Genomic DNA, 25,067 nt, shown 5'->3' on the forward strand with positions numbered 1-25,067 from the left:
GCCTAGTCGTCCGCACCCGGTCCCCCGAACCGGAAAGTCTAGCGCAGACCCATCTTCGAGGTGCAGGCAGGCCATGCGCCCCAGCCCTGTGCGGCCTGGACCTTCTCGGCCACGGCGATCTGCTCCTCACGGGAGGCCATGTGCGCTTCAGGTGCGTACTCGGTTCCGCCGAACGCCGCCCAGGTGGACGGGGTGAACTGCAGGCCGCCGGAGAAACCGTTGCCGGTGTTGGCCGACCAGTCGCCGGTGGCCTCACACTGCACCAGCTCATCCCACACCGATCCCCCGGCCACGGCTGCGGCGCTGGAGCCCTTCTTGGTGCCGCGCACCACAACCCGCTCCGTTGCCGGCTCGAGCTCCGTGCGCTCGAGGACCTCACGGTCGGTCTCTTCGCCGTTGGTCCTGGTGATCTTGAAGGTCACCTTCTCGCGGCCGGCGGAGCCCTCCTCGAGGACCTCCTCCTCGCCCTCGGGCTTCTCCGGGTCCTCCTGGACCTTCACCGGCGGGTCGAACGGACGTTCCTCGGTGGTCTCGTCGGTGCTGACGCGGTGGACCTCGATATGGGTGCCGGGGGTGAGCGGGGTGTCGGCGGGCGGGGTGACGACGTCGTCCTTGCCCAGCGGGGTGCCGCGCAGCTCCAGTGCCTCACCCACGGTGGCCGCAGCCAGCGACAGGCGGGCGGGCTCTTCGCCGGGGTTGCCGTCGTTGAGGGTGAAGTCACGCGGGGTGGTGATGTTCAGTTCCATGCCCTCGACGGGGATCTGCGTCCCCACACCCTCGGACAGGGTGGCGTCGTTGCCCTCGTAGCCCAGCTCCGACAGCAGGTCGGCGACGGTCAGCGACGTGGTGTCGACGTCCTTGAGCTGTCCGTCGACGGTGACCGCGACCTGGCGTGCCGAGCGCACCGTGACGGTGCCGTCGTTCTCCACCTTCTCGTCGAGCCCCGGGGTGATCATGTCGCGGTCGTCGACCTGGACGTCGTTGTCCTCAAGCAGGCTGCGGATGTCGCCAGACATCGCACTGGCCTGCATGATCTCGCCGTTGACGTCCAGGGTGACGTCCTTGTGGTTGGTGGCGACGACGGTGCCACCGACAACGAGCACCGCCAGCATGCCGCCGGTCGCCGCGCGCAGCGGGACCGAGCTGGTGCTGTTGATGCGGTGCAGGGTGGACTTCTTCTTGGGGGACACGCGCTCTTCTACCTCCGGTGGCTTTGTCTCTGCCGAGCCCCTATCTCGCAGGGACGACGAGTCGGGTCAACCGACATAACGTTGATCACGATACGGTAACGATTGGGTCACGATCAAGAAATTCGGGATTCTGCCCCCGTTTCTGTCGCGATCATCACACCCGCTCCTCCCACCGCGGATAACAGCAGGTGACAGGAAGCAACAGAATGAGACAGCGTCCCCACGCGTCACACCGTCAGGCCGTAGAGCCGCCGGGCGTTCGCCGACACCGACGCACCGAACTCGTCGGGATCAACGCCACGCACCTCGGCGAGGAGCCGGGCGGTGTAGCCGACGAACGTCGGCTCATTGCGGGCACCCCGGAACGGCTCCGGAGTCATGTACGGCGCATCCGTCTCCACGAGGATGCGGTCCCCCGGAACCCGGGCAGCCGCCTGCCGCAGTTCTTCATTGCGTTTGAAGGTGACGTTGCCGCAGAAGCTGAGGTAGTACCCCCTGTCGATGGCCTCGAGGGCGACCTCCAACGGTGACGAGAAACAGTGGAGCATCACGGTCAGCCCGTCCGGGGCGTCGTCGAGCACCCGCATGAGGTCCTCGTCGGCCTCCCTGTTGTGGATCATCAGTGGCTTGCCGACCTCCGCAGCCAGGCCCATGTGCCAGCGCAACGCCTCCTCCTGGACCTCCAGCGGCGCGGTGCCTTCCGGATCGTGCGTGATCCAGTAGGTGTCCAACCCCGTCTCCCCCACCGCGACGCACCGGTCGTCGGCGACGAGCACACGCAGTCGCGTCCTCACGTCGTCGGTGAGCTCATGTGCCTTGGTCGGGTGTACGGCACATGCCGCGACGATCCGGTCGTCGGCGTAGGCCGCCTGCAGGGCCAGCTCCGCCTCGTCGATTCCGTCGCCGACGGTGCACACGCCGCTCACACCTGCCGCGGCAGCACGGTCCATGACGGCCCGCACGGACTCTGCGTCGGCGGCCCCGCAGGAGGCCAGGTGGGTGTGCGCGTCGAAGACCTCCGCCAGCGGTTCGGGAGGCACAGGAGTGGGACGTGGTTTCTTCCGTGACATGGTCCCCAGGCTAGCTGCCGTCCGGCGGGGGAAGATCCTCAGGAGTGCCGCGGCAGTGACTCGTCGAAGAACGCGAGTTCGAGATCCACGGTCCGCCGGAAGAAGTCACGGGACAGCGCCTCATTCTCCGCTGACTGTGTCGCAGTCCGGTCCACCTCGTCGCGCAGGAAAGCGACAAGCTCATGAAACGCCGGGTAGTCATGCAGACGCACCCATTCCGCATGGACGTACCGCTCCGGGTATCCGCCGGAACCGTCCGGCGCCTCAGCCCGGTTCGTTTCGCGGGTCGCCCAGTCCAGGTACAGCCATTCGCAGACCACCAGGACGGAGACGATCGCCGCGTAGTTCCTGGTCTCCGCCGCCTCGGCGAAGATCTTCTTGAAGCCCACGGTCGGAGCCGTATCAGGGACGTCGTCACCCTCTCCGGTGCTGAGCTCGTCCATGGCTTCGATGAAGTATGTGTTTTCGTCTCCGGCGACCTCGCCGATGAACTCCGCCAGACGGTGGCGGGAGGTGAAGTTGTCGGCGGTGGCGATCGCGGCGCCGATCAGCGCCATGAACCCGTCGACGAACCGGTAGTCCTGGACGAGGTAGGACGCCATGGCGTCGTCCGGGAGAGTGCCGGCGAAGAGTTGACGGACGAAGCCGTGGGTGACGGCGGCGTCCCAGGTGTCGGCATGCTCCTGTCGGAGCCGGTCGGTGAAACGTGCGTGGTCGGTCATGACAATTCCTCCGCGAGTGTGACCTCGATCAGGTTCAACGGGTATGGATCTCAGCCCGGGTCCGGGCACCCCGTGTCGGTGAAGCGCGCGGGTGCGCGCTGCCACGCTAGCAGAACGCGTGCCGAGGGATCGCCGAGCGGCGGTCAAGGTCCCCGGGCATGCTGATGTGCTCGCCGGTCGGGGTGACGGCGAGGACTACACCTGCAGCGTGCGGTGTCAGGCGGGATCTCTCACCGGCGACAACGGGCCCGCCGCAGTCGTGGTGACCCTGACCCCACCGGGCCCGGACCAGTTGATCGTCACCGCATCATCCTGACTGACAGGCCTCCAGATCCCCGCGGTCTTCAGCGTGTGGTGCGTCCGGCACAGGCAGATCCCGTTGGCCACACTGGTCGGCCCGTCACTGCCGGGGTCGGTGTGCGGGGAGTTGACCAGATGATCATGCTCACAGTCGTCGGCGGGAACCGTGCAGCCGGGGAACCGGCAGTGGGCGTCGCGGCCCTGCATCGCCGCCTTGTGCACCGCGGGGAACCGGTAGGCAGGACTCTCCGGTATCCGTCCGGCCTCGGGCAGCTCACGCACCTTGTCGGCCAGAGCGGCCAGTTGCGCGGCGGTGGCGGGGCTGACCCACCCGCACCCCAGCACATAAGCCGGTGCCTCCGGTCGGGCCTGGTAGGCGTTCAACGTGACCTTCAGCTGCTCACGATGCCCACCCAGCAGCCCCAGGGCCACCTGCCCACGGCAGTGTGCCGTCGACGGGGCCGACGGGCCCTCCCGGTCGTCCTGCACGATCTCCCGGCGCACCTCCAGCGCGGCGGCGCTGATCGCCGACCAGAGTGCTTCTGCGGTGTACCTGCTACCGCAGTCCAGGGTCAACCGGGTCCCGCTCCGGGTCAGGGACACCGCCGCGGCCTCCCGGGCCTCGGTGTCGGCCGCGGCCAGTGGGGCAAGCGTGCACAGTACCTCGTCGGCGACATCAGCCAGGGCGGTCAGGGCGGTGATCCCGGTGGCACGGATCCAGCCGGCGATCCCCAGAGCCACCGCGGCGTCCAGGTTCGCCGGGACCTCTGTTCCGGCGGCAGTCAGCGCCCGGGCGTGCCGGTTGACCTTGGTCCAGATCGCATCGAGGTGGTCGAGGGAGTAGCGCCCGTCGGTACGGAACGAGTGGAACAGGTCAGGCATACGTTCGGCCAGGTCGGCGGCGTGGGTGTAACGGTGGGCCTCGGCGGGTGTACGACGGCGTATCGCCAGGGCGGTGGAGTGCCGGGCGTCCACCGGGATGGTGGTCAGGAAGGCCACCAGGTCGAGTTCGGCGGTGTTGACCGCCGATGCGTAGCGGGCCGCCAGCGCAGTGTAGGTCTCACCGGTGGTGGGTTCAGTGGTGCGGGTGCTTGTCATGGGTCCCCTCCTTATGATGGGAACACCGTATCGGACAGCACGGACACGGAAAGCACGACACCTGCACCTGTTCGAACATGCGTTCGAGTGGTGCAGGTGTCGTCACTACGGCACGACCGTCCCCGGTCCCGGCCCCTACTCCACCGCGGCCCAGGACGGGCCGGTCTCGGCCAGCTCGGGGTCCAGTTTCGTGAACAGCGGGGACGGTTTCGTCAACGGGGTCCCCGGGGTGAGCGTGGTCCGGCCCCAGTGCGCCTGCTGATCGTCGTAGTCACCCATGATGACCGGGTAGCTGCGACCTTCCGCCGGCAGACCGGCGCCCACCGGTGTCCGCGGCGAATCATCGGTGACCTCGACGACCTGCGGCTGTGCCGCCCAGACGCCGGAACCACCGAGGGTCTCGAAGACCTGCTGGGCGGAGAACGGCAGGTACGGGGTGAGCAGCGTGTTGGCGTCCGACACCACCTGCAGGGCGGTGTGCAGGACCGTCGCGAGCCGCTCCCGCTGGGACTCGTCCTTCGCCAGCTTCCACGGCTCCTGGGCCGCGATGTACTGGTTGCCACGGTCGACGATACGCATCGCCTCGGCGATCCCCGCCTTGAATCGGGAATGCTCCAGGCACTCCGCGACGGTGTCGAACGCGGCGGCGGCGTCCTCGAGCAGGTCGGTGTCCTCCGCGGTGAGTTCGCCGGCGGCGGGGATCTCACCGAAGTTCTTGTGCGCCATCGACACCGTGCGGTTGACCAGGTTGCCCCAGCCGTTCGCGAGTTCGGTGTTGATCCGTCGCACGAACTCGTCCCAGGTGAAGTCGGTGTCCATGTTCTCCGGGCCGGCGACGGCGATGAAGTACCGCAGCGCGTCCGGGCCGAACTCCTGCAGGAAGTCACGGACGTAGATGACCACGCCCTTCGACGAGGAGAACTTCGACCCGGACATCGTCAGGAACTCCGACGAGACGACCTCGGTCGGGAGGTTCAGCTCGCCGAACTCCCCTGCCTCACCGCCGTGGTCGCCACGCCCGGCGTAACCGAGCAGCTCCCCCGGCCAGATCTGGGAGTGGAAGGTGATGTTGTCCTTGCCCATGAAGTAGTAGGACAGGGCCTCCGGGTCAGACCACCAGTCACGCCAGGCCTCCGGCTTCCCGGACCGCCACGCCCACTCGATGGAGGCGGACAGGTAACCGACGACCGCGTCGAACCAGACGTAGAGCTTCTTGGCGTTGTTGTCCTGCCATCCCTCGATCGGGACGGGCACACCCCAGTCGATGTCGCGGCTCATCGCCCGCGGACGCATGTCCTTGAGCAGGTTGAGCGAGAACTTCAGCACATTGGGGCGCCACCCGTCGCGAGTCGTCAACCAGGACTCCAGGGCGTCCGCCACCGCCGGGAGGTCGAGCATGAAGTGCTCGGTCTCCACGAAGTCAGGGGTCTCGCCGTTGATCTTCGAGCGGGGGTCGATCAGGTCTGCGGGGTCGAGCTGGTTACCGCAGTTGTCACACTGGTCGCCGCGGGCATCGGTGGCACCGCACAGCGGGCAGGTTCCCTCGATGAACCGGTCCGGCAGGGTGCGACCGGTCGACGGGCTGATGGCACCGGTGGTCGTCTGACGGACCATGTAGCCGTTGTCGTTGAGCCCGCGGAAGAGTTCCTGGACCACAGCGTAGTGATTCCGTGTGGTGGTGCGGGTGAACAGGTCGTAGGAGAGGCCGAGGCCCGCGAGGTCCTCGACGATGACACGGTTGTACCGGTCGGCGAGTTCCTGGACGCCGACACCTTCCTTCTCCGCCTGCACGAGCAGCGGAGTGCCGTGCTCGTCGGTCCCGGAGACCATCAGCACCTTGTTCCCCGACATTCGCTGGAACCGTGCGAAGACATCCGAGGGGACGCCGAATCCGGCGACGTGTCCGATGTGACGGGGTCCGTTTGCGTAGGGCCAGGCAACGGCGGTGAGCACGTGTTTCGACATGCGACCAGACTAAGCCATGGCACAGACGAAGCGCGCACCAGGGGCTGGTTCCCCTGGCGCGCGCAACGGTCGTGCACAGACGGTACTACTTCTTCGTGTCCGCCTTGTCGGCGGCAGCACCGCGCTTGCCGCGTCGGCGTTCCCGCGCCGCGCGAGCTTCTGCGGTCTCCTGGTGCCGACGTTCGCGGGCGAGCCGCAGGGCGAAGGCCCGCTTCTGCTTCTCGTCGAGGAACAAGGGGTCCTGCGACAACCCCTTGTAGATCGCCAGACACAGGAAGCAGATGAGGATCACGAATGGGCTGGCCGCGATGATCGTCACGGACTGGAGACTGTTGAGTGCGTCATCCCCACCCGACAGCAGCAGAACCACAGCGATCAAGGCGGTGAGCAGACCCCACAGGACGGTGATCTTCCGGTCGGCGATGAGCTTGCCGTTCTGGCTCATCGTGCCCATCACGGTGGACGCGGAGTCCGCCGAGGTGATGAAGAAGGTCGCCAGCAGAATCATGGCGATCACCGAGGCAATCGTCCCCAGAGGAAGCTCATGCAGCAGGTTGAACAGCATGTACTCCGAGGTGCCGTCGCCGAAGATGTCCGCACCCTGGTTCTCCTCGTGGATGGCGCTGCCACCGAAGATCGCGAACCAGACCACGGAGACCGCGGTCGGGACCAGCATGACGACGAGGATGAACTCGCGGACGGTACGGCCCCGGGAGATACGGGCGATGAAGGTACCGACGAAGGGCGACCAGGAGATCCACCATGCCCAGTAGAACAGGGTGTTTCCGCCGAGCCACTCGTCCATGCCCGGTGCGGAGTCGGCCGTGCGGGCCGCCATACCGAAGAACTCCTGGAGGTAGTTGCCGAAGGCCGTCGGGACGGTGTTCGCGATGACGACGGTGGGGCCGACGATCAGGACGAAGAACGCCAGGATGGCGGCCATGACCATGTTGAAGTTCGAGACGTACTGGATGCCCTTGCTGACGCCCGTGAAAGCGGAGACCAGGTAGCAGATTCCGAGCACACCGATGATCAGCAGCAGCCATCCCGTACCCGGGTCGCTGACCATGTCAGTAGCGTCCAGGCCGGAGGCGATCTGCAGGGCGCCGAGTCCAAGGGAGGCGGCGGTACCGAACACCGTGGCGAAGATCGACAGGATGTCGATCAGCTTGCCGAGCCACCCCTCGGCGCGTCGCACGCCGATCAACGGGATGAATGCCGAACTCAGCAACTGTTTACGGCCCAGCCGGAAGGTGCCGTACGCGATGGCCAGGCCGACGATCGCGTAGATCGCCCACGGGTGCAGAGTCCAGTGGAACAACGTCGTGGAGAAAGCGACCGGATTACTTTCCGTAGCCTCACCCGGTACGCCGTCGCGGTAGAACGTCAACGGCTCGGCGACGCCGTAGAACATCAGGCCGATACCCATGCCGGCGGCGAACATCATGGCGATCCAACTGGCGGCGTTGAATTCAGGTCGTTCGTGGTCCTGACCGAGACGGATATTGCCGAACTTACTCAGCGCCACCCAGAGGATGAAGAACACGAACACCGAGCCGGCGATGATGTAGACCCAACCGAAGTCGGTCACCACGAAGTCGAGGGCGGAATCGGCGAAGGCCGAGAAGTTGTCCGGGGCGATCAGTCCCCAGGCGACAACGGCGAGGACGATCAGTGCGGCGAAGAACACCACCGCCTTGTCGACCTTCGCATTCTCATCCTCGGCCGGAGGAGGCAGCATGTCCTCGGTGGCGACCGGGGAAATCTTCTCCATACTCAGACCGGGATCAGTGAAAGGGGCACCGTCGGAGCCGGTTCCCGGGGGGCCGATATCGTCAGATTGCGGGTTCTCTTCTGAAACGGACATGCAGACTACTCTGCCATACTCCCCGCACACGGGCCCGAACCCCCCTCTCCCAGCCGTCACGGGGAACCCTGCGGTCAACCCTCACGCGCTGCGAGAACCGCCTCGTAGAGCTCCCGGCGGGAGACGCCGTGAACAGCCGAAACTTCGCGGGTGGCGTCCTTCAGACGCACCCCTTCCCCGACCTTCTCCTCTACCTCTCCGACAAGCTCCTCGGGACGCCGTGCCTCCGGCCCGGACGAGGCTGAGATCACCACGGTAATCTCCCCGCGCACGCCGTCCGCCGCCCACGTCGCCAACTCACCCAGTGGTCCGCGGACCACCTCCTCGAAGGTCTTGGTCAGTTCCCGACACACCGCCGCCTCCCGGTCTGCCCCGCAGACCTCGGCGGCGGTGGACAAGGTCGCCGCAAGCCGGTGCGGGGACTCGAAGAAACTCACCGCCCGGGTAGAGTCCCGGACCGATTCCAGCCACTGACGCCGTGCCCCGTCCTTACGCGGGGCGAAGCCGTCGAAGGCGAAGTGGCCCACCCCCACCCCGGAGAGCGCCAAGGCGGTGGGGACTGCCGACGGGCCGGGCAGGCACGTCACCGGCACTCCCGCCTCCTGCGCCGCCTGGACGAGGGGGAAGCCGGGGTCGGAGACGGCCGGCATCCCGGCGTCCGTCACCACCAGGACCCGCGCCCCCGCCTCAGCCCGCGCCACCAGGCCGGCGGCACGGTCAGACTCATTGTGGTCGAAGTTGGAGACGATCTTGCCGGTGATCTCCACCCCGAGCGCATCAGCCAGGGCACGCGTCCGGCGTGTGTCTTCGGCTGCCACGACATCGGCGCTGCCGAGGGCGTCGATGAGCCGGATCGAGGCGTCCAGCGGATTACCCAGCGGCGTCGCCGCGAGGATCACACCGCCTCCGGGGAGAGGACGGTCGGCCCGTGCGCGCTCCAGCGCACGTGTGACCGTGTCGGATTCGGGGCGCTCCGGGGTGTTGTCCTGCATGGTCACCAGACTCTACCCGCCGGGGGACTCGGGGCCCCGCGGCCCCGCCGGAGACGTATAGGATAAGCCACTGTGACGGAGACTCCAGCCACGACAGGCACAATGCCCGGCCCTGCACCCGGGCTGCAGGAACGGCCACGCCGATGGTGGTCGATCCTGGTGGCACTGGGGGTCCTGGGCCTGGTCAGTCGGCTCCTCTGGCTGGGGCGTCCCACCGACGACGGGACCCCGGTCTTCGACGAGAAACACTACGTACCGCAGTCATGGCAGGTGCTGCGTGGCACGGAGGGTGGCGGCGACCTGCTCATCGGAGGCATCGAGGACAACCCCGCCTACGGACTCGTCGTGCATCCTCCGTTGGCCAAACATCTTGAAGCCCTGGGTATGGCCGTCTTCGGGAACACTCCGTGGGGGTGGCGGATCGTCGTCGCCCTCCTCGCGGTAGGGGTCATCCTGCTCATCGCCGCGACCGCCCGCCGCCTGACCGGCTCCGACTGGGTCGGGCTCACCGCGGGAATCCTGGCGTTGTGTGACGGCATCCTCTTCGTCACCGGTCGTTCGGCGATGCTGGACCACTTCCAGGTCTTCTTCGTGATCCTCGCGGTCTACCTGCTGCTGCGCGACCACGGGCAGATGGAACGGCTGTTCCGCCGGGTCGCCGCCGAAGGCAGGATCACCGACAACACACTCGGCCCACGGGTGGGGTACCGCTGGTGGCGCTTCGGCGCCGGGGTCGCGCTGGGCTGTGCGCTCGCGGTCAAATGGTCCGGCCTGTACTACATGGCGTTCTTCGGGGTAGCCGTCGTCGCCGTCGACTGGTGGCGGCGTCACCGTTTCGGTGTCACCCGCCCGTTCACGGGAACCATCGTGCGGGACTGCGTCCCCGCGTTCGCCTCCCTGGTCCTCGTCCCTCTGGTGGTCTACCTGTTGTCCTGGCGGTCCTGGTTCGCCTCCGAGACCGGTGTCTTCCGGCACGAAGCCGCTGCAGGCAGTGACCGGATCAGCTCGTGGGGCCTCGACTTCCTGCCCGACAGCTGGCTCAGTTTCATCTACTACCACGTCTCCGTCCTGGGCTTCCACGGTGAACTGACCAACTCCAACGGCCACCACCACCCGTGGGAGTCCAAGCCGTGGGACTGGCTGGCCTCCACCCGTGCACTGCTCTACCACTCGTCCGGCGATGACTCGGGGCACCGTGAGGTGGTGCTGCTCATCGGTACGCCGGCGATCTGGTGGTTGACCGTCCCGGTGCTCCTGTGGGGCCTGTGGCGGATCATCGGCCGGCGCGACATGAGGTGGCTCGTGCCGTTGGTCGGCTACGCCGCTGGTTTCCTGCCGTGGCTGCTGAACGTCGACCGCCAGATGTACCTGTTCTACGCCACGAACCTCGCCCCCTTCCTCATCCTCGGACTGGCCCTTGTCCTGGGGCAGGTCTCCGGGTGGGCGTTGCGCCCGGACGAACCGGCCCCCGGGACGGACGACAGGCGCTCTGTGTCCGCCGACGCGCGCGGACTCGTCCTCGGCAAGACCGGGATGCTGCTCGTGGTCGCCTACCTGGTGCTGGTCGTTTGGATGTTCCTCTTCTTCCTCCCGATCTTCACCGGGATGCCGCTCACCGACGAGCAGTGGCAGTGGCGGATGTGGCTGCCGGGCTGGACCTGACCGGTCGCGGTTACCGGTCGTCCCCCGGACGCCAGGACGAGTTGCTCCGGGCATCATCAGGGCTGTAGCTCACCGGACGTGCCGACAGGCCCCGCAGTGACTGCCGGAGCGGGGCGACAGCGTGGTTCCGGGACAACCACACGCTGACCAGGGCCGCACACGCGGCGAGGTGCAGCAGCAGACCCGCGATCAGGGTCAGGTCCGTCCCCCCGCCCAGCACACCGAGGACGATGTCGCGGGTCGCGAAACCAGCGCCGAACCCCCACAGCGCCAGGAACACAGGGAACAGCCCGGGAGCTGAACGGGGACGGGCCGCCCCCCACAACAGCCCGGCCGCCAACGCCAGCCGGACAGCCGCGGCATCGACGGAGAGCGACGCCACATCGGGGTCACCGGCGTTGCCGACCGTTCCACCCGGACCGGTGCCGTCCACCGACTCCGCACCGCCACCGGCGGCCCCGGTGAGCAGCAACAGCGACCAGATGATGTAGCACACGGCCACGGCGACGAGCGCCACCCTGCTGAGCACCAGCGGCAGTGACCGGTTCCGCAGACGGTGTGACAGACGCGGGGTCTCGTCGGCGACGCGCACCATCGACTCAGCCAACGCGCGGGCGTCGCCGGGAGGACCGCCGGGAACGGCACCGTCCGAGGGAGCCACCGACATCCGCAGCCGCCGGTTCAGGTCGCTTGCTGCCGCGAACCACTCTCGGCAATCCTCACACGCCGAGAGGTGGGTGTCGATCATGTCGTCGTCGACGTCCGACGGCGCATTCTCACCGTCCAGCCGGGCCGACAGGGCGGAACGGACCGCCGCGTGCATGTCGGCACGTGAGTCGTCCTCCACCGGGATCACCCGAACCGGGAGAGTGCTTTGTCGAGGCTCGCGCGTCCGGCGCCGAAGACGACGAGAACGAGGCACGCCGCGAACAGGACGATGACCAGCTCACTGCCCCCTTCTGCGACGAAGAGCCCGTTGCCCATATGGACGAAATAGAAGGCCGCGACCATGTCGAGCGCCAGCACACCGGCCGCAGCGGGTGTGAGGAACCCCAGGACCAGCAGCGCGCCACCGAGCATCTCGACGACGGCGACCACCCACACCGACAGCGTCGGCTGCGGGATGTGCATTGACGCCCACTGCTGGGCCGTCTCCTCTGCTCCCACATGGAACACCTTGTCCCACCCGTGGGCGATGAAGACGACCCCGAGGGCGACGCGCAGGATCAGCAGGGCAGCATCGCGAAAGGCAGGATTGTTCATGATGCCCCCATACTATCTCCCCCGGAAGACACGGTGAGCGGCACTACACCGCCCGGATGTGGGTGTCGGCGTGGTCGTCGTAACCGCCGTAGCCGTCGTAGCCATCGTCGTCTGTGTAGTCGGAGTAAGCCGGGTAATCGGCGTATGCCAGGTCGGCGAACTCCGGGTCCGCGTCATCGCTCTCCAGCACCACGGCCCCTGGGCGCAGCAGGCGGTCCGGGACACCGAGCTCACGGTCATCGGTGTTGCGTACACCGAGACGGGCACGCCGCATCCGGGCGATCCGCCGACGACGCAGCCGGGCCTCCTCGACCACCTGGCGTCGCAGGTAGTAGAGGTACACACCGGACAGTGCCACCATCACCACGACCGCAGACCAGACAGCGCCACCCAGGATCACGGCAGCCACGACGGACACCACGCACAGTGCCGCCAGCACCGACAGCACCCGCTTACGACGCATCTGACGCCGTTCGACCAGACGCTGGGACGCCTCCGGATCGTAGAAACCACGACCACGGCGGGCCGCGGCGTAGTCGAGCTCCTCCGCGGTCAGTTCCCCGTCACCGTACTCGTCATCGAGGAAATCATCGGAGGACTCGTCGTCGCCCCCGACCTGTGCATCGGCCTCGTACTGCTCGTCTGTTCCCACCGTGACGTCGATGTCGCCGCCGCGCAGGTATGCCGCCGGGACGTCGGAGAACCGTCGACGGTCCTCGCCGACCGCCGTGACCGGGGCTACGTCCACCCGCTCGTCGCCGGTCCCGGCCTCGTCGGTGACGTCTGCCTCGTCTGTGTCATCTGCGTCCTCACCGACCTCCGTGTCGACGACGAAGGCGGAGTCCTCGACAGCCTCCGTATCACTCGCCAGGGGGTCCACCGGGGCGAACTCACCGGTGTCCTCCTCGTCGAGGGGACGGTAACCGACCACCTCGCCTTCAATGATGCCCGGCACATCACGCCCCGTGTCGTCGATGATCACCTGCTCGGGTTCAGCCTCGACCAGTTCAATGTCGTCATCGACATCCGCGTGGTACAGCGATTCCGCCGGCAGGGGCCGCTTCCGGGGGCGCGAGATCTCCGCACCCCCTTCATGCAGGACACGGGTCTCGGACAACGCCTTCGACGTCCGCCGGACCGGCGACTGGTTACGGAGGAACAACGGCGCAAGGAGAAGAAGCCAGACAACCGCGATCAGGATCAGAGAGCTGAGGGAGCCGGACACTAGCGGCCTTTCCTTTCACCGACGACAATCATGACAACCAAGACATTCGAGACGCATCACGATGGAACAATGCCACCGACGATACGTGCCGAGCTGGCGGGGGCGCCGCAGGCGCGCCGTGCCGTGTCGCAGGCGACCGGATACCGTCAGCTACCGTGCCAACCCTGAGGGACGTTCCTCGACCGTCAGACCCACGAGGACGTGATCGCGCCACTGCCCGTTGATGTGCAGATTGCGCTGCAGCAGTCCTTCCTCCCGGAAACCCACCTTCTCCAGCACCCGACGCGACGCCACGTTGGACTCCAGCACGGTCGCCTCCACCCGGTGCATCCCGACCTGGGTCATCGCGTGATCCACCCCGAGTGCCACAGCACTGCTCGCCACTCCCCTGCCGCTGAAGCCCGAATACACCCAGTAACCGATCCAGCAACTGCACACCACACCATGCTGGACATTTCCCAGGGTCAGCTGACCGGCGAACGCCCCGTCAACCTCGATGGCGAACGGAAGCAGGACCCCCTGTGCCGCCAGGGCCGTGAGGCCGGAATAGTTGCGTCGCCACATCGCCTTCGTGTGGGCCTCCCACCACTGCCCGGGCACCGTCGGTTCCACCGGACGCAGCAGGTGCTCGTCCGCATTGCGGAACTCGGACCAGTGCCGACCGTCGCGTCGGGACAGGGGACGCAAGCGGACCCGTCCCGCACCAGTCTCGACCGTAGGGGTCTTCGCCGGCCACCCGGGGTGGCGGTTCGTCAGCAGCACAGGTGGTTCACACCCGGTTCGTCAGGAACATGACGTCAACGACCTCGCCGGGCTCTACCCGGGTCCTGTCACCGGGAACGACGATCAGGCCGTTCGACTGGCCGTGGCTGCCCAGCAGATGGGTGGGTTCCCCACCTGCGACCGCGCCGAGCGGATCAACGAGGAACTCGCCGGTCTCGCGGTCACGCATGAGCTGTGCACGGATGAAACCACGACGGTGCGGCGCCGATTCCAGGCCGGCGATGGTCCTGGCCTTGACCATCCGACGCATGGACTGGCGCTGACCGCGGAGGATCTGCACCAGGGGACGCACCATGACCTCGAACGCGACGAGAGCCGCACTCGGGTTGGAGGGAAGCAGGAACGTGGGCACCCGGTCCGCCCCGAGAATGCCGAACCCCTGCACAGAGCCGGGGTGCATCGCCACACGGGAGACGTCCAGGTCACCGAGCTCGGCGAGGATCTCACGGAGCCGGTCACTCGACGAGCCACCCACTCCCCCGGCGATCACCAGGATCTCCGAACGGATGAGCTGCCCCTCGATGATGTCGCGGAGCCGCCGGTCCTCGCCGCCGACGATACCGAGCCGGTTGACATCCGCACCCGCCTCGCGTCCGGCGGCAGCCAGAGCGTAGGAGTTCACGTCATGGACCTGGCCCAGTCCGGGGTCACGGTCGATGTCGACGAGCTCAGGGCCGAAAGACAGCACAGCCATTCTCGGGCGCGGATACACCAGCACCTTGGAGCGCCCGGCAGCCGCCAGTAACCCGACCTGCGCCGCCCCTATCACCGAGCCCTGTTCGACAACGACATCACCGGGCTGCACGTCCGAGCCGGCGCGGTGGATGAACTGCCCGGCTGCCACCGGGCGTAGTGCCTCGGTGCGGCGCCCGTCGTCCTCAGCCCAGTCGAGGGGGACGACAGCGTCCGCGAGTGTGGGTACCGGTGCCCCCGCCTGGACCCGCACCGCCTGTCTGGGCTGCAGTCGCACCGGACGGTGCGAACCCGCCCCGACATCACCGACGACCGGGAGCTTCGCGGAGGGGACGTCCGGGTCGACGCTGCCGGCGTGGCGGACATCGACGGAACGCACCGCATAACCGTCCACCGCCGCCTGGTCGAAACCGGGGACCGACATCTCCGACTCCACCTGTTCGGCACACCGCAGCCCGAGTGCCTCTGAAATCGCGGTGCGCACCGGTTCCGGTGTTACTGCCGCGGCGCTGACCGTGGCCAGCTGCTCCTCAACAGTTCTCACGTGGCCGTCCTCACGGGTTCTCGGGAAGTTTCAGGATGATGTGCAGGGTGTACGAGTACAGACTCTGCAGACTCTACCGTCTACAGGCACGGAAACCGCAGAAGGTGGCGCCCATGTCGGGCACCACCTCCAGTTCGTGTCAGTACCGGCAGGACGGTCGGTACGTTCTCACTTCTCCAGTCGCCGCGACAACCACCGTTCCAGCGAGGGCCCGTAGGACGGGTCGTCGAGAGCGAAGTCCACGCAGGCGCGGATGAACCCGCCCGGGTTACCGAGGTCATGGCGATTCCCCCGGTGGACGTAGACATGCACCGGATGCCCCTCGTCAATGAGCTTGGCGATGGCGTCGGTGACCTGGATTTCCCCACCCTTGCCCGGTTCAGTCCGGCGCAGCGCGTCGAAGATGGAACGGTCGAGGAGGTAACGGCCGGTGGCCACGATATTCGAGGGGGCGTCGGCGGCATCAGGCTTCTCGACCATACCGGTCACCCGCCTGACCTGGTCGTCGGCACCGTCAGCACCGTCAGCCTCTGCGATCTCGAAGACACCGTAGTTCGAGACCTCCTCCTCCGGGACCTCGAAACCGCACAGGACCGTGCCGCCGTAGCGCTTACGCACCTCGATCATCTCGTTCATCACGCCGAAAGGCAGGACGAGATCATCCGGGAGCAGGACGGCGAAAGCGTCCTCGTCCTCGTCGAGGGCGTCCTCGGCACAGCCGATGGCGTGGCCGAGCCCGAGAGGGCGGTCCTGGTTCACCGAGACCGCCGTGATCATCTCGTTGACGGCCCGCACCTTGTTGAGCTGCTCGGTCTTGCCGCGCGATTCGAGGGTGTCCTCCAGGAGTTCATCACGGTCGAAGAACGCCATGATGCCCTGCTTGCGGGGTGAGGTGACCACCGCCAGCCGGGAAGCGCCGGCCTGGGAGGCCTCTTTCGCGATGAGCTCGATACCGGGGGTATCCACCACGGGCAGGAGCTCTTTGGGGACTGTCTTGGTCGCCGGAAGGAAACGGGTACCCAGACCGGCGGCAGGAACCACGACAGTTCGGATCCCACCGGTGGAAACGCCGTCGGAGACGCCGTCTGGAGAGCCGGAGGGAACAGGTGAGTTGGTAGTTGCCATGATTCGAATCCTACAGGGATCACCCCCTCGTGGCCCGGTGAGAACACACCGACACCCGGAAAACGGACAGTCCGGGGAGGGAGAACCGGACCGACGGTACCCTCGGTACCTCTATGATCGGCGGATATGCGCCACGAAACAGATCACGCCGCCCGGGCTGTCCGGGCTGCCAAGCAGGAGCTCCGGCAGCACATCAGGGCAGGGCGGCGCGCCGTGCCGCCGGGCGAACGGTCCCACCGGGACGCCGCGATCGCCGACCACCTGCGGGTCCTGCTGGACGGCGACGCAGACCGGGCGGTCGCCGCATTCGCCGGGCTCCCCGGCGAGCCCGGCGGTGCGGGGCTCCCGGACACACTCCGTGACGCCGGGTTCGAGATATGGCTCCCGGTCGTCCCCGGTCCCGCCCGACCGCTGTCGTGGCTCCCTTACCGGGGCGCACAGTCGACCCGCCGCGGCACCTTCGGCATCGCGGAACCGTCAGAAACACCGGAGTTCCCGTCACCGATATCCACCATGGACTTGTCCGGGCGTGTCAGCACCCTGGTGATCCCCGCACTCGCCGTCGACAGGGACGGCACCCGCCTCGGACAGGGAGGCGGCTACTACGACCGGACCTTCAGCGTCCTGACCGGGTGCGGGGAACCTGGCACACTTGTGGCAGTCGTCGACCACAGCGAGTTCGGGGTCGACGTCCCCAGGACAGGTCACGACGCCTCCGTCCAGATCGTCGTGACCGACTCGGGTATCTTCCCGACGTCCACCGGCGACCGGCCCCCCCGGTAGCCGGACCGTACCCCCTCTCTCGGTTCTACCAGCACAAGGAGTGCATCATGCTCAAGGGTTTCAAAGACTTCATCACCCGCGGAAACGTGATGGAACTGGCCATCGCCGTCATCATCGGTGCCGCGTTCACCGCCATCGTCACCGCCATCTCCGACTCCCTGATCCAACCCCTGATCAACTGCTTCGGTGGTGCAGAAGTCGACGGCCTGAAGTTCCAGCTGCGCGACGGCATGGACAGTACCCAGATCGACCTCGGCGCGATCATCACCGCAGCGATCAACTTCCTGATCATCGCCGGTGTGGTCTACTTCATCCTCGTCGCCCCGATGAACAAGCTGAACGAGCTCAACGCGCGGCGCAAGGGTATCGATCCGGAAGAGACCGTCGCCTCCGAAGTCGACCTGCTTGTGGAGATCCGCGACCTGCTCGCGAACCAGAGCGGCATCACCTCGGCATCCAACGGTATCGCCGGCGAGATCGACAACTCCGCCGCAGACACCGGTGGACGGCACTCCGCCCGCTGAGACCGGTCCCCGCTCACCAGTGGGGAGGCCGTTCGCCTTCCCAGAAATCCTCCCCGAAACCCCTGTCCCCGGTCCCCTGCGTCCCATCTCCACCAGCGGAGTCGGCCTTCGCCGTGGCCGGACTGAACCGGTTGAGATCCAGGTCGCGGTCCGGGCTGTGAGCGTTCCCCACCACGCCCGTCTTGCGGCGGGGTCTCATGCCCTGCTGATGTCCGCGATGACGTGGCGGACCAGCGGACACAGCGTCGCCATGCCGTCCCTGATCGCCGCCCGGGACGACGCCAGGTTGACCACGACCGTCGACCCGGACACTCCGGCGACGCCCCGCGACAGCCCCCCGTCCACGGCGTTGCACGCCAGCGCGGACGAGCGCAACGCCTCGGACAGCCCCTGGATACGTTTGTCCAGCACGGCCTTGGTGGCTTCCGGCGCCTTGTCGCGCGGGCTCACTCCCGTTCCACCCACGGTAATCACCAGGTCAGCGCCGCCGACGACCGCCGTCTCGAGCGCCTGACGAATCGCCGACTTCCCGGATTCGACAGTCAGCACCGCGTCGACCATGTAGTCCTCCTCCGCGAGGAGTTCCGCCACGAGTTCACCGGACTGGTCTCCGTCATCAGGGTGGTCGGTGACGATCACGACGAGCGCGTGCAGCAGGGAGTGCCGGGGATTGCCACCCTCGCGCTCGTTCTCCTGGATGTCCAGGGACCGGAACACCTCGTCACCGGGCTCCGTGATCTCGGCGTCCAGCCGTTCGATGGACTCCTTCTCGACGCGGGCGAAATCATCGATTCCCGGCACGGTGATCACGCCGGACGGATCTTCGATGTCGCCGGTGATCTGATCGGTGTCGGCGTACGGGTCTTGAGACATGGTGGTGAACTCCTCGGGAACTTCGGCGCCCGACGGTGTGCGGGGTCACGTTAACGGTAACCGGCGGACTGCCTGCTGTATAGGTCAGGGGTGGATTCGGTCTGCTGCCCCGGTTCCTCAGTCCGAGTCGGACTCGGACAGCGTCACGCCGATCTCCCGCTCGTTACCCCCGTTGCCGTCAGTGACAGTCAGCGTCACCTCGTCACCGACGTTGTGGGAGCGGATCGCAGCGATCAGACTGACTCCGCTGTCGACGATACGGTCACCGACCTTCGTCACGACGTCCCCGTCGCGCAGACCCGCGTCCGCCGCCGGCCCACCATCGGCGACGCTGACGATCTCAGCCCCGTTGGCGGTCGACTCGGCACCGGTGTTGACGGTCGCGCCGATGACAGGATGTGTCGCCCGGCCATTGTCAATGAGCTGCTGCGCGGTGTCCTCCGCCTGATTCGACGGGATGGCGAACCCGAGGCCGATGGATCCGGATTCACCACCCATTTGACCACCGAGCGTGGCGATCACCGACGGGATGCCGACGAGCTCGCCCTGGAGGTTGACCAGGGCACCACCCGAGTTACCGGGGTTGATCGCGGCATCGGTCTGGATCGCGTCGATCAACGACGCTTCTCCACCGTCCTCACCACCGGCCTGCACAGGGCGGTTCATCGCTGACACGATACCCGTCGTCACCGTGGACGACAGGCCGAGGGGGGAGCCGACGGCGACGACGGTTTCGCCGACCTGGAGGCCGTCGGAGTCGCCGATGGCGATGGGTTGCAGGTCATCGGCCCCGGTCGCCTTGACGACGGCGAGGTCGGTCTGCGGGTCGGTCGCGACGACATCGGCGTCCAGCTGGCGCCCGTCGTTGGTGGTCACGCTCATCTGCGCTCCACCCTCACCGGCACCGGCGACGACGTGGTTGTTGGTCAGGATCAGGCCGTCTTCGCTGATGACCGAACCGGAGCCCTCCGCCCCACCCTGGCGTGTGGTGACCTGGATGGACACCACACTGGGCAGGACATTCTGCGCCACAGCCTCCACCGTGCCCGGGTCGGGCTCGGCCACTGAGGTGTTTTCGCGGTTACCGGTGTTCGCCTGGTTCAGGGAGGTGGTGGCCGCCGGTGAATCATCGTCGTCCTGGACGATCACCGCCGTCACCGCCGAAGCTGCAACGCCGACGGCGAGGACGAGTGCGGCGACCGCCGGGGTCGAGAACCGACGCGACGCCTTCGTGGCCGTGCCGGCGGAATTCGGCGGCAGCTCCGGGCCTACGACCGGAGAGGGCGCCGTTCCGTCGTTACTGGGGTACTGACTCGACAGTGCCTCCCAGTGGCGCTGCTGCGCCCCCGGGTCGGAGAACCCGGAGGACCCGGAGGACCCGGAGGACGAGGAATCCCGTCCATCCCGCCCCCACGCTCCGGGTCCCTGGGGCGCCTGCTCGCCCCGGGGGTCCCGAGGGCCGCGGACTCCGTCATCGTCGTTGCCGATCCGATCTTCCCCGGACATCTGACTCTCCTTCACCGGCATAGCTGCCGACTAACTCAACTCACGTAACTGTGTTCGACACACCCCATTGTGGTCGGCGAGGGTTGGCGGCTCGTCTGCGTAACCTGACAGTGTCATCGGAACGGAGGAGCGTCACACTCGGCAACCATGGAGTCGGCACTCAGCTTCCTTCCAGGGAGCGAGTCTAGGGCGCGTCATCCCGGAGGACGTAGCCCACCCCACGGACCGTGTGAATGACCCGGGATTCGCCCCCCTCCTCCGTCTTCCGCCGGAGGTAACCGATGTAGACCTCGAGGGCGTTGCCGGAGGTAGGGAAGTCATATCCCCACACCTCCTCGAGGATCTTCGTCCTGCTGAGCACCTTGCGCTGGTTCTTCATCAGCAGTTGGAGCAGCGCGAACTCGGTGCGGGTCAGGCTGATCTTGCGGTCTCCCCTGCTGACCTCGCGGGTCTCGGGGTTCAGGGAGAGATCCTCGAATGCGAGAGGCTTGGCCTCCACACTCTTCGCCACCGCCGTGCGGACAGAGCGGCGGTGCAGCGCCCGCACACGGGCGAGGACCTCCTCCAAGGCATAGGGCTTCGACATGAAGTCGTCAGCACCAGCGTCGAGCCCTGCGACGCGGTCGGCGACATCGGAACTGTCCGACAGCATGAGGATAAGGACATCATTTCCGGCGCTCCGGAGGTCACGGCACACTGTGAGGCCGTCAACCACGGGGAGCTCGACGTCAAGGATCACCAGGTCCGGCGACTCCTGACGAATCTGGCGGAGGGCTTCATCGCCATCTCCCGAAGCGGCCACGTCGTAGCCGTTGAACGTGAGAGAGCGTCGGAGAGAGTCCCTTACCGTCTGATCGTCGTCGACAACAAGAATCTTCATCCCGCTATTCTGCATCAGTACTGCTCGATAGCGACACCCGAAAACCGATCCCACAGTCAACTGACAGGGAATCACCACCAGACGTGAACACACCGGAAACAAAAACGCAACGTTTCACGCGAAAAAAGCCCCCGCCGATGTGATCGACGGGGGGCTTTCTCATCCGGTGTGGACTAGTCGAGATCGACCAGGCCCAGCTTCGCGGCCTTCACCAGACGACGGGGCATCTGGACCTCACGGCCGTCAACCTTGACGTTCTGGAGTGCGACGTTGTCGGACTTCCAGTTCGAACGACGGTGGTGGGTGTTGGCGCGGGAAAGTCGGCGCTTCGGAACTGCCATTATTCTTAGCCCTCCTCGTTCTTCTTGGTACGGCGAACACGGTTGCCGTAACGACGCTGGAACTTCTCGACGCGGCCGGCGGTGTCCATGACACGCTGGGCACCGGTCCAGAAGGGGTGCGACTCGCTGGTGACGTCAACGACGATCAGCGGGTACTCGTTGCCGTCCTCCCACTCCACGGAGCGGTCGGAGGTAGCGGTGGAACGCGTCAGGAACTGGTGGCCAGTGCTGGCGTCCTTGAAGACCACCGGGTGGTAGTCGGGGTGAATATCGTTCTTCATTCTCAATCCCTCAGGGTTGTGCGCCAGGTCGGTCCCCCTCATCCCGTCCGCCGTGATCGGCGGCCGGGACGGCGAGTCGTGCCTGGGTCGGGTTTGGAGTGCGGGCGCTACCGGGCCATCCGCGGTTGACACGGACGACAGGTCGCAACACGATCGGCCAGTCTATCCCCTCGTCGCGCCGCAGGGAAATCCTCGGTCCTGTCGACCTCTTTCCGTCTCTTTCCGTGCGGCCGGTCAGTCAATTAGGACCGGCGGCTGTCTTGGGGTAGTGTCGTGCAACGCTGTTGTCTTAGTAAACGTCATCGCACGCGCGATCGGCCTCAGACAGTGCCCCGGCCCCACATCCCGTCTAGATGTGGGTTTTTGCAGTGGTGTCTCCCACTGCCTGCGCGGCACGAGGGACCGGACACGCGGGCGGAAGGAGCAAAGATACCCATGTCGGCTTATTGCCAGGTCACGGGTCGGAAGCCGAGTTTCGGCAAAACCGTCTCGCACTCGCACCGCCGCACGAACCGTCGCTGGAACCCGAACATCCAGCGTCGTTCGTTCTACCTGCCCTCCGAGGGGCGTTCGATCACCTTGAACGTCTCCACCAAGGGCCTGAAGACCATCGACCGAGACGGCATCGAGTCCGTCGTCGCCAAGATCCGCGCACGTGGGGAGAAGATCTAGTGGCACGTAACGATATCCGCCCCATCATCAAGCTGAAGTCCACCGCGGGCACCGGTTACACCTACGTGACCCGCAAGAACAAGCGGAACAACCCGGACCGGATCACCCTGAAGAAGTTCGATCCGATCGTCCGGAAGCACGTCGAGTTCCGCGAGGAGCGTTAATCTATGGCCAAGAAGTCCAAGATCGCGAAGAACGAGCAGCGCAAGGAAATCGTCGCCCGCTTCGCTGAGCGCCGTGCCGAGCTCAAGGCGATCATCAAGAACCCGAACTCCACCGACGACGAGCGTGCAGAGGCTCAGTTCGAGCTGAACCGTCAGCCGCGCGACGCCGCCCCCGTGCGTATCCGCAACCGCGATGCCGCCGACGGCCGTCCCCGCGGTTACCTCCGCAAGTTCGGTCTGTCCCGTGTCCGCGTCCGCGAGATGGCTCACCGCGGTGAGCTGCCCGGCGTTCGCAAGTCCAGCTGGTAAGAGGGAGCACACGCATGAAGCGCACCAACCACAAGAAGGCGCGGCTCGAGCAGTCCCGCCGCCCGAAGAAGAACCCGCTCAAGGCCGAGGGCATCGAGACCGTCGACTACAAGGACTACGCACTGCTGCGTAAGTTCATCTCCGACCGTGGCAAGATCCGCGGCCGTCGCGTCACCGGTCTGACCCCGCGTCAGCAGCGTGAGGTCGCTACCGCGATCAAGAACGCACGTGAAATGGCTCTCCTGCCGTTCCACAGCCGCTGATCCTGCGCATACTCCACGTTGCAGCAGCGCGCGTTTAACTAAGACCTTCTGAACCCCGTCACCGGTCCCCCGGCGGCGGGGTTCAGTCGTACCGTCACTTCCAGCAGACACCCCGGTGCCTTCCCGGTGATAATCTGGCCTGGACACCAACCCTGAGAAAGGCACGATGACGAACCCGTACGATAACCGACCGAACGACGACCTGCCCTCCTACGGGGACTACAGCTCCTCCGGTTCGGGTGACCGCCCCCTCGATCAGAACTTCGGCTACGGCCAACCGGGCCCCTCCGCCTACCCGGGCTCCAACGACCCCTCCCAGGGCTTCATGGTCAACCCCAATCCCGGTGCCGGAAAGCGCCTGGGTGCCTTCGTCATCGACTTCGTCCTCTTCGGCATCGTGGCGGGAATTCTCATCGCCGTCATTGCTTCCGGAGACATGATGGACTATGCAGACGCTTACGTCGCCTGGGACGACGCCGGCCAGACCGGCCCGATGCCCGAGCTGGCCATGGGCAAGTTCTACCTCGGCGCACTCCTGTCCCTCGTTCTCTGGTTCATCTACCGCGTCCTCATGGAGAGCAAGTTCGGTCGCACCATCGGCAAGATGGCGCTCGGCATCGCCGTGGTCGGTGATGACGGCCAGAAGCTCACGGCCCAGCAGTCCCTGATCCGGAACAGCTGGTACCTCGCAATCGCCGTCGCCGGGTACATCCCGTTGATCGGTGGGTTCGTGGCGATCGGCATCTACGCAGCACTCGGTGTCCTGATCGCGCGCGACCCGCAGAACCAGCACCTCTGCGACAAATGGGCGAAGGCACACGTGGTCAACGCCCGCTGATCACCACTGCTCCGCTCAGCCATCAGGCCGGTCACCTCCCCCACGTCGGTGGGACGGTGACCGGCCTGATGTAATAGAGCACATGCTTAACGTTCTCAGCGGGTTCATGGTGGTCGTCATCATCATCGCGCTGGGCTACCTGGTGGGTCGGCGGGGGCTGCTCGGCCCGAACGCCGTCTACTCCCTGAACATGTTCGTGTTCTACCTCGCGACTCCGGCGCTGCTCATCAACTTCCTCCGCGACGCCGACCTCGCCACCGTCTTCGGAGACAACCTCGCGGTCGTCGTGATCAGCACCCTCACCGCCGGGCTCCTCGGCTTCCTGGGATACCGCTTCCTCGCACGCCGCCCGGTGTCCGACAGTCTTGTCACGATGCTCGCCTGCTCCTACTGCAACGGCTCGAACCTCGGCATCCCCATCGCCACCCACGTACTCGACGACCCCGCCGCCTCGCTGCCCGTGATCATCTTCCAGGTGGCGCTCTACGGCCCCGCCACCGTGCTGCTGCTCGACGTCACGACCCGGAGCGCCGGAACCGGCAGTCCCGGCACCGGTTCCCTCGGACCGCTGGTCCGCGAGCTCGTCCTCGGCATCGTACGCAACCCCCTCATCATCGCCGCCACCGTCGGCATCGTGTTGTCGCTGCTGCACACCAACGCCGGGTGGGAACTGCCGGAGATGCTCGCCGAGCCTGTCTCCCTGCTCGCCGCCGGGACTGTCCCCGCCGCCCTGGTGGCCTTCGGTCTCTCCATGGCGGAGGTCACCGTCCTGGACCGCGACACCAGCCCCCGCCGCAGCGTATGGATGGCCTCCCTGATGAAAACCGTCGGCCACCCCCTGATCGCCTATCTCGCGGCACGGCTCATCTTCGACGCCACCGGGCCAGCTCTGCTCGCCTTCGTGGTCGTGGCAGCACTGCCGACGGCGCAGAACGTGTTCACCTATTCCCAGCGCTTCGGTGTGAACACCGTCCTCGCCCGCGACACCGCCGTGATCAGCACGATGCTGTCCATCCCCTCCATCGCCGTCATCACCTTACTGCTGGGATGACGGCGTCACAGCGACGGCCGCTAGCTGTACTTCCCGGGGAGGTTGTGAACACTCCGTCGGGGGATGACGCATAAGGAAGACCT

At 66.5% G+C, this 25,067-nt stretch carries 28 protein-coding genes and 1 riboswitch; of the genes, 10 read left to right on the forward strand and 18 right to left on the reverse strand.

Annotated elements, in window-relative coordinates; translation table 11 throughout:
* Positions 1–38: 38 nt before the first annotated feature.
* The 7 genes from FS507_RS14250 to rsmI all read right to left on the reverse strand — a co-directional run bounded on the left by FS507_RS14250 (position 39) and on the right by rsmI (position 9,204).
* Positions 39–1,190, reverse strand: a complete 1,152-nt coding sequence (locus FS507_RS14250) for a resuscitation-promoting factor (RefSeq protein WP_145943452.1) — start codon at positions 1,188–1,190, stop codon at positions 39–41.
* A 227-nt stretch (positions 1,191–1,417) separates the two neighbouring features.
* Positions 1,418–2,260 carry a TatD family hydrolase gene (locus FS507_RS14255; protein ID WP_145943453.1) on the reverse strand — a complete coding sequence of 281 codons (843 nt, stop codon included), beginning with the start codon at positions 2,258–2,260 and terminating at the stop codon, positions 1,418–1,420.
* Between the two features lie 38 nt (positions 2,261–2,298).
* Complete coding sequence (locus FS507_RS14260; RefSeq protein WP_145943454.1) at positions 2,299–2,982, reverse strand: TenA family protein; 684 nt, start codon at positions 2,980–2,982, stop codon at positions 2,299–2,301.
* Positions 2,970–3,065, reverse strand: a riboswitch (TPP riboswitch). Its footprint overlaps the gene before it by 13 nt.
* A 133-nt stretch (positions 3,066–3,198) precedes the next feature.
* Positions 3,199–4,380: an HNH endonuclease signature motif containing protein gene (locus tag FS507_RS14265; RefSeq protein WP_145943455.1), complete on the reverse strand. Its 1,182-nt coding sequence runs from the start codon at positions 4,378–4,380 to the stop codon at positions 3,199–3,201.
* A gap of 135 nt (positions 4,381–4,515) precedes the next feature.
* Positions 4,516–6,345 carry a methionine--tRNA ligase gene (metG, locus tag FS507_RS14270; RefSeq protein WP_145943456.1) on the reverse strand — a complete coding sequence of 610 codons (1,830 nt, stop codon included), beginning with the start codon at positions 6,343–6,345 and terminating at the stop codon, positions 4,516–4,518.
* 85 nt (positions 6,346–6,430) lie between these two features.
* Positions 6,431–8,086, reverse strand: coding sequence for a BCCT family transporter (locus FS507_RS14275; RefSeq protein ID WP_145943472.1), 1,656 nt, complete (start codon positions 8,084–8,086; stop codon positions 6,431–6,433).
* Positions 8,087–8,286: 200 nt separating this feature from the next.
* Positions 8,287–9,204, reverse strand: a complete 918-nt coding sequence (rsmI, locus tag FS507_RS14280; protein ID WP_145943457.1) for a 16S rRNA (cytidine(1402)-2'-O)-methyltransferase — start codon at positions 9,202–9,204, stop codon at positions 8,287–8,289.
* Between the two features lie 102 nt (positions 9,205–9,306).
* Here rsmI and FS507_RS14285 point away from each other — a divergent pair, with 102 nt between their 5' ends.
* Positions 9,307–10,866 (forward strand): dolichyl-phosphate-mannose--protein mannosyltransferase, encoded by a 1,560-nt coding sequence (locus tag FS507_RS14285; RefSeq protein WP_145943473.1) that lies wholly within the window; start codon positions 9,307–9,309, stop codon positions 10,864–10,866.
* A gap of 10 nt (positions 10,867–10,876) precedes the next feature.
* Here the strand turns inward: FS507_RS14285 and FS507_RS14290 are convergent, their stop codons facing one another.
* From FS507_RS14290 to sepX, 3 genes are read right to left on the reverse strand one after another with little or no spacing between them, the layout of a single operon-like run.
* Positions 10,877–11,713 carry a zf-HC2 domain-containing protein gene (locus FS507_RS14290; RefSeq protein WP_260853512.1) on the reverse strand — a complete coding sequence of 279 codons (837 nt, stop codon included), beginning with the start codon at positions 11,711–11,713 and terminating at the stop codon, positions 10,877–10,879.
* 5 nt (positions 11,714–11,718) lie between these two features.
* Entirely contained in the window at positions 11,719–12,129 is a 411-nt protein-coding gene (locus tag FS507_RS14295) for a DoxX family protein (protein WP_145943458.1), read from the reverse strand.
* 43 nt (positions 12,130–12,172) lie between these two features.
* The gene (sepX, locus tag FS507_RS14300) at positions 12,173–13,354 is read right to left on the reverse strand and encodes a divisome protein SepX/GlpR (RefSeq protein WP_145943459.1); all 1,182 of its coding nucleotides are present in this window, start codon (positions 13,352–13,354) and stop codon (positions 12,173–12,175) included.
* Between the two features lie 30 nt (positions 13,355–13,384).
* Here sepX and FS507_RS17655 point away from each other — a divergent pair, with 30 nt between their 5' ends.
* Positions 13,385–13,522, forward strand: a complete 138-nt coding sequence (locus FS507_RS17655; RefSeq protein ID WP_186314698.1) for a hypothetical protein — start codon at positions 13,385–13,387, stop codon at positions 13,520–13,522.
* Here the strand turns inward: FS507_RS17655 and FS507_RS14305 are convergent.
* The 3 genes from FS507_RS14305 to FS507_RS14315 all read right to left on the reverse strand — a co-directional run bounded on the left by FS507_RS14305 (position 13,505) and on the right by FS507_RS14315 (position 16,499).
* Positions 13,505–14,110 (reverse strand): GNAT family N-acetyltransferase, encoded by a 606-nt coding sequence (locus FS507_RS14305; RefSeq protein ID WP_145943475.1) that lies wholly within the window; start codon positions 14,108–14,110, stop codon positions 13,505–13,507. The two genes, FS507_RS17655 and FS507_RS14305, sit on opposite strands and share 18 nt — an antisense overlap.
* Before the next feature lie 13 nt (positions 14,111–14,123).
* Entirely contained in the window at positions 14,124–15,374 is a 1,251-nt protein-coding gene (gene glp / locus FS507_RS14310) for a molybdotransferase-like divisome protein Glp (RefSeq protein WP_145943460.1), read from the reverse strand.
* A gap of 168 nt (positions 15,375–15,542) precedes the next feature.
* Entirely contained in the window at positions 15,543–16,499 is a 957-nt protein-coding gene (locus tag FS507_RS14315; protein ID WP_145943461.1) for a UTP--glucose-1-phosphate uridylyltransferase, read from the reverse strand.
* Between the two features lie 126 nt (positions 16,500–16,625).
* Here FS507_RS14315 and FS507_RS14320 point away from each other — a divergent pair, with 126 nt between their 5' ends.
* Both FS507_RS14320 and mscL read left to right on the forward strand, forming a co-directional pair.
* Positions 16,626–17,282 carry a 5-formyltetrahydrofolate cyclo-ligase gene (locus tag FS507_RS14320; protein ID WP_145943462.1) on the forward strand — a complete coding sequence of 219 codons (657 nt, stop codon included), beginning with the start codon at positions 16,626–16,628 and terminating at the stop codon, positions 17,280–17,282.
* A 47-nt stretch (positions 17,283–17,329) separates the two neighbouring features.
* On the forward strand, positions 17,330–17,806 hold the full coding sequence (gene mscL / locus FS507_RS14325; RefSeq protein WP_145943463.1) for a large conductance mechanosensitive channel protein MscL: 477 nt from the start codon (positions 17,330–17,332) through the stop codon (positions 17,804–17,806).
* Positions 17,807–18,001: 195 nt separating this feature from the next.
* Here mscL and FS507_RS14330 read toward each other — a convergent pair whose 3' ends face one another.
* The 5 genes from FS507_RS14330 to FS507_RS14350 all read right to left on the reverse strand — a co-directional run bounded on the left by FS507_RS14330 (position 18,002) and on the right by FS507_RS14350 (position 21,687).
* Positions 18,002–18,679, reverse strand: a complete 678-nt coding sequence (locus FS507_RS14330; RefSeq protein ID WP_145943464.1) for a MogA/MoaB family molybdenum cofactor biosynthesis protein — start codon at positions 18,677–18,679, stop codon at positions 18,002–18,004.
* 117 nt (positions 18,680–18,796) lie between these two features.
* Positions 18,797–20,185, reverse strand: coding sequence for a S1C family serine protease (locus FS507_RS14335; RefSeq protein WP_145943465.1), 1,389 nt, complete (start codon positions 20,183–20,185; stop codon positions 18,797–18,799).
* A gap of 184 nt (positions 20,186–20,369) precedes the next feature.
* Positions 20,370–21,065, reverse strand: a complete 696-nt coding sequence (locus FS507_RS14340) for a response regulator transcription factor (protein WP_145943466.1) — start codon at positions 21,063–21,065, stop codon at positions 20,370–20,372.
* A 173-nt stretch (positions 21,066–21,238) separates the two neighbouring features.
* Complete coding sequence (rpmF, locus tag FS507_RS14345; protein WP_038546835.1) at positions 21,239–21,406, reverse strand: 50S ribosomal protein L32; 168 nt, start codon at positions 21,404–21,406, stop codon at positions 21,239–21,241.
* A gap of 5 nt (positions 21,407–21,411) precedes the next feature.
* Positions 21,412–21,687, reverse strand: a complete 276-nt coding sequence (locus FS507_RS14350; protein WP_038546832.1) for a type B 50S ribosomal protein L31 — start codon at positions 21,685–21,687, stop codon at positions 21,412–21,414.
* A gap of 435 nt (positions 21,688–22,122) precedes the next feature.
* Here FS507_RS14350 and rpmB point away from each other — a divergent pair, with 435 nt between their 5' ends.
* The 6 genes from rpmB (at position 22,123) to FS507_RS14380 (ending at position 24,984) form a co-directional block, all read left to right on the forward strand.
* Entirely contained in the window at positions 22,123–22,359 is a 237-nt protein-coding gene (gene rpmB, locus FS507_RS14355) for a 50S ribosomal protein L28 (RefSeq protein WP_038546829.1), read from the forward strand.
* Complete coding sequence (rpmG, locus tag FS507_RS14360) at positions 22,359–22,523, forward strand: 50S ribosomal protein L33 (protein WP_010187624.1); 165 nt, start codon at positions 22,359–22,361, stop codon at positions 22,521–22,523. Before rpmB ends, rpmG begins: the two co-directional genes overlap by 1 nt.
* A gap of 3 nt (positions 22,524–22,526) precedes the next feature.
* The gene (gene rpsN / locus FS507_RS14365; RefSeq protein ID WP_145943467.1) at positions 22,527–22,832 is read left to right on the forward strand and encodes a 30S ribosomal protein S14; all 306 of its coding nucleotides are present in this window, start codon (positions 22,527–22,529) and stop codon (positions 22,830–22,832) included.
* Positions 22,833–22,846: 14 nt separating this feature from the next.
* The gene (gene rpsR / locus FS507_RS14370; protein WP_038546820.1) at positions 22,847–23,095 is read left to right on the forward strand and encodes a 30S ribosomal protein S18; all 249 of its coding nucleotides are present in this window, start codon (positions 22,847–22,849) and stop codon (positions 23,093–23,095) included.
* A gap of 166 nt (positions 23,096–23,261) precedes the next feature.
* A complete protein-coding gene (locus tag FS507_RS14375; RefSeq protein WP_145943468.1) occupies positions 23,262–23,933 on the forward strand; it encodes an RDD family protein in 672 nt (223 codons plus the stop codon).
* 82 nt (positions 23,934–24,015) lie between these two features.
* Positions 24,016–24,984 carry an AEC family transporter gene (locus FS507_RS14380; protein WP_186314700.1) on the forward strand — a complete coding sequence of 323 codons (969 nt, stop codon included), beginning with the start codon at positions 24,016–24,018 and terminating at the stop codon, positions 24,982–24,984.
* Positions 24,985–25,067: the final 83 nt, after the last annotated feature.

The organism is Corynebacterium glyciniphilum AJ 3170, assembly GCF_007673095.1.
Lineage (GTDB): Bacteria > Actinomycetota > Actinomycetes > Mycobacteriales > Mycobacteriaceae > Corynebacterium.

Coding starts and splice junctions, on each gene's coding strand:
- FS507_RS14255 (WP_145943453.1), bottom strand. CDS start 2,260: ATGTCACGGAAGAAACCACGTCCCACTCCTGTGCCTCCCGAACCGCTG.
- FS507_RS14260 (WP_145943454.1), bottom strand. CDS start 2,982: ATGACCGACCACGCACGTTTCACCGACCGGCTCCGACAGGAGCATGCC.
- FS507_RS14265 (WP_145943455.1), bottom strand. CDS start 4,380: ATGACAAGCACCCGCACCACTGAACCCACCACCGGTGAGACCTACACT.
- metG (WP_145943456.1), bottom strand. CDS start 6,345: ATGTCGAAACACGTGCTCACCGCCGTTGCCTGGCCCTACGCAAACGGA.
- FS507_RS14275 (WP_145943472.1), bottom strand. CDS start 8,086: ATGCTGCCTCCTCCGGCCGAGGATGAGAATGCGAAGGTCGACAAGGCG.
- rsmI (WP_145943457.1), bottom strand. CDS start 9,204: ATGCAGGACAACACCCCGGAGCGCCCCGAATCCGACACGGTCACACGT.
- FS507_RS14285 (WP_145943473.1), top strand. CDS start 9,307: ATGCCCGGCCCTGCACCCGGGCTGCAGGAACGGCCACGCCGATGGTGG.
- FS507_RS14295 (WP_145943458.1), bottom strand. CDS start 12,129: ATGAACAATCCTGCCTTTCGCGATGCTGCCCTGCTGATCCTGCGCGTC.
- FS507_RS17655 (WP_186314698.1), top strand. CDS start 13,385: ATGACAACCAAGACATTCGAGACGCATCACGATGGAACAATGCCACCG.
- FS507_RS14315 (WP_145943461.1), bottom strand. CDS start 16,499: ATGGCAACTACCAACTCACCTGTTCCCTCCGGCTCTCCAGACGGCGTC.
- FS507_RS14320 (WP_145943462.1), top strand. CDS start 16,626: ATGCGCCACGAAACAGATCACGCCGCCCGGGCTGTCCGGGCTGCCAAG.
- mscL (WP_145943463.1), top strand. CDS start 17,330: ATGCTCAAGGGTTTCAAAGACTTCATCACCCGCGGAAACGTGATGGAA.
- FS507_RS14330 (WP_145943464.1), bottom strand. CDS start 18,679: ATGTCTCAAGACCCGTACGCCGACACCGATCAGATCACCGGCGACATC.
- FS507_RS14335 (WP_145943465.1), bottom strand. CDS start 20,185: ATGTCCGGGGAAGATCGGATCGGCAACGACGATGACGGAGTCCGCGGC.
- FS507_RS14340 (WP_145943466.1), bottom strand. CDS start 21,065: ATGAAGATTCTTGTTGTCGACGACGATCAGACGGTAAGGGACTCTCTC.
- rpmF (WP_038546835.1), bottom strand. CDS start 21,406: ATGGCAGTTCCGAAGCGCCGACTTTCCCGCGCCAACACCCACCACCGT.
- FS507_RS14350 (WP_038546832.1), bottom strand. CDS start 21,687: ATGAAGAACGATATTCACCCCGACTACCACCCGGTGGTCTTCAAGGAC.
- rpmB (WP_038546829.1), top strand. CDS start 22,123: ATGTCGGCTTATTGCCAGGTCACGGGTCGGAAGCCGAGTTTCGGCAAA.
- rpsN (WP_145943467.1), top strand. CDS start 22,527: ATGGCCAAGAAGTCCAAGATCGCGAAGAACGAGCAGCGCAAGGAAATC.
- rpsR (WP_038546820.1), top strand. CDS start 22,847: ATGAAGCGCACCAACCACAAGAAGGCGCGGCTCGAGCAGTCCCGCCGC.
- FS507_RS14375 (WP_145943468.1), top strand. CDS start 23,262: ATGACGAACCCGTACGATAACCGACCGAACGACGACCTGCCCTCCTAC.
- FS507_RS14380 (WP_186314700.1), top strand. CDS start 24,016: ATGCTTAACGTTCTCAGCGGGTTCATGGTGGTCGTCATCATCATCGCG.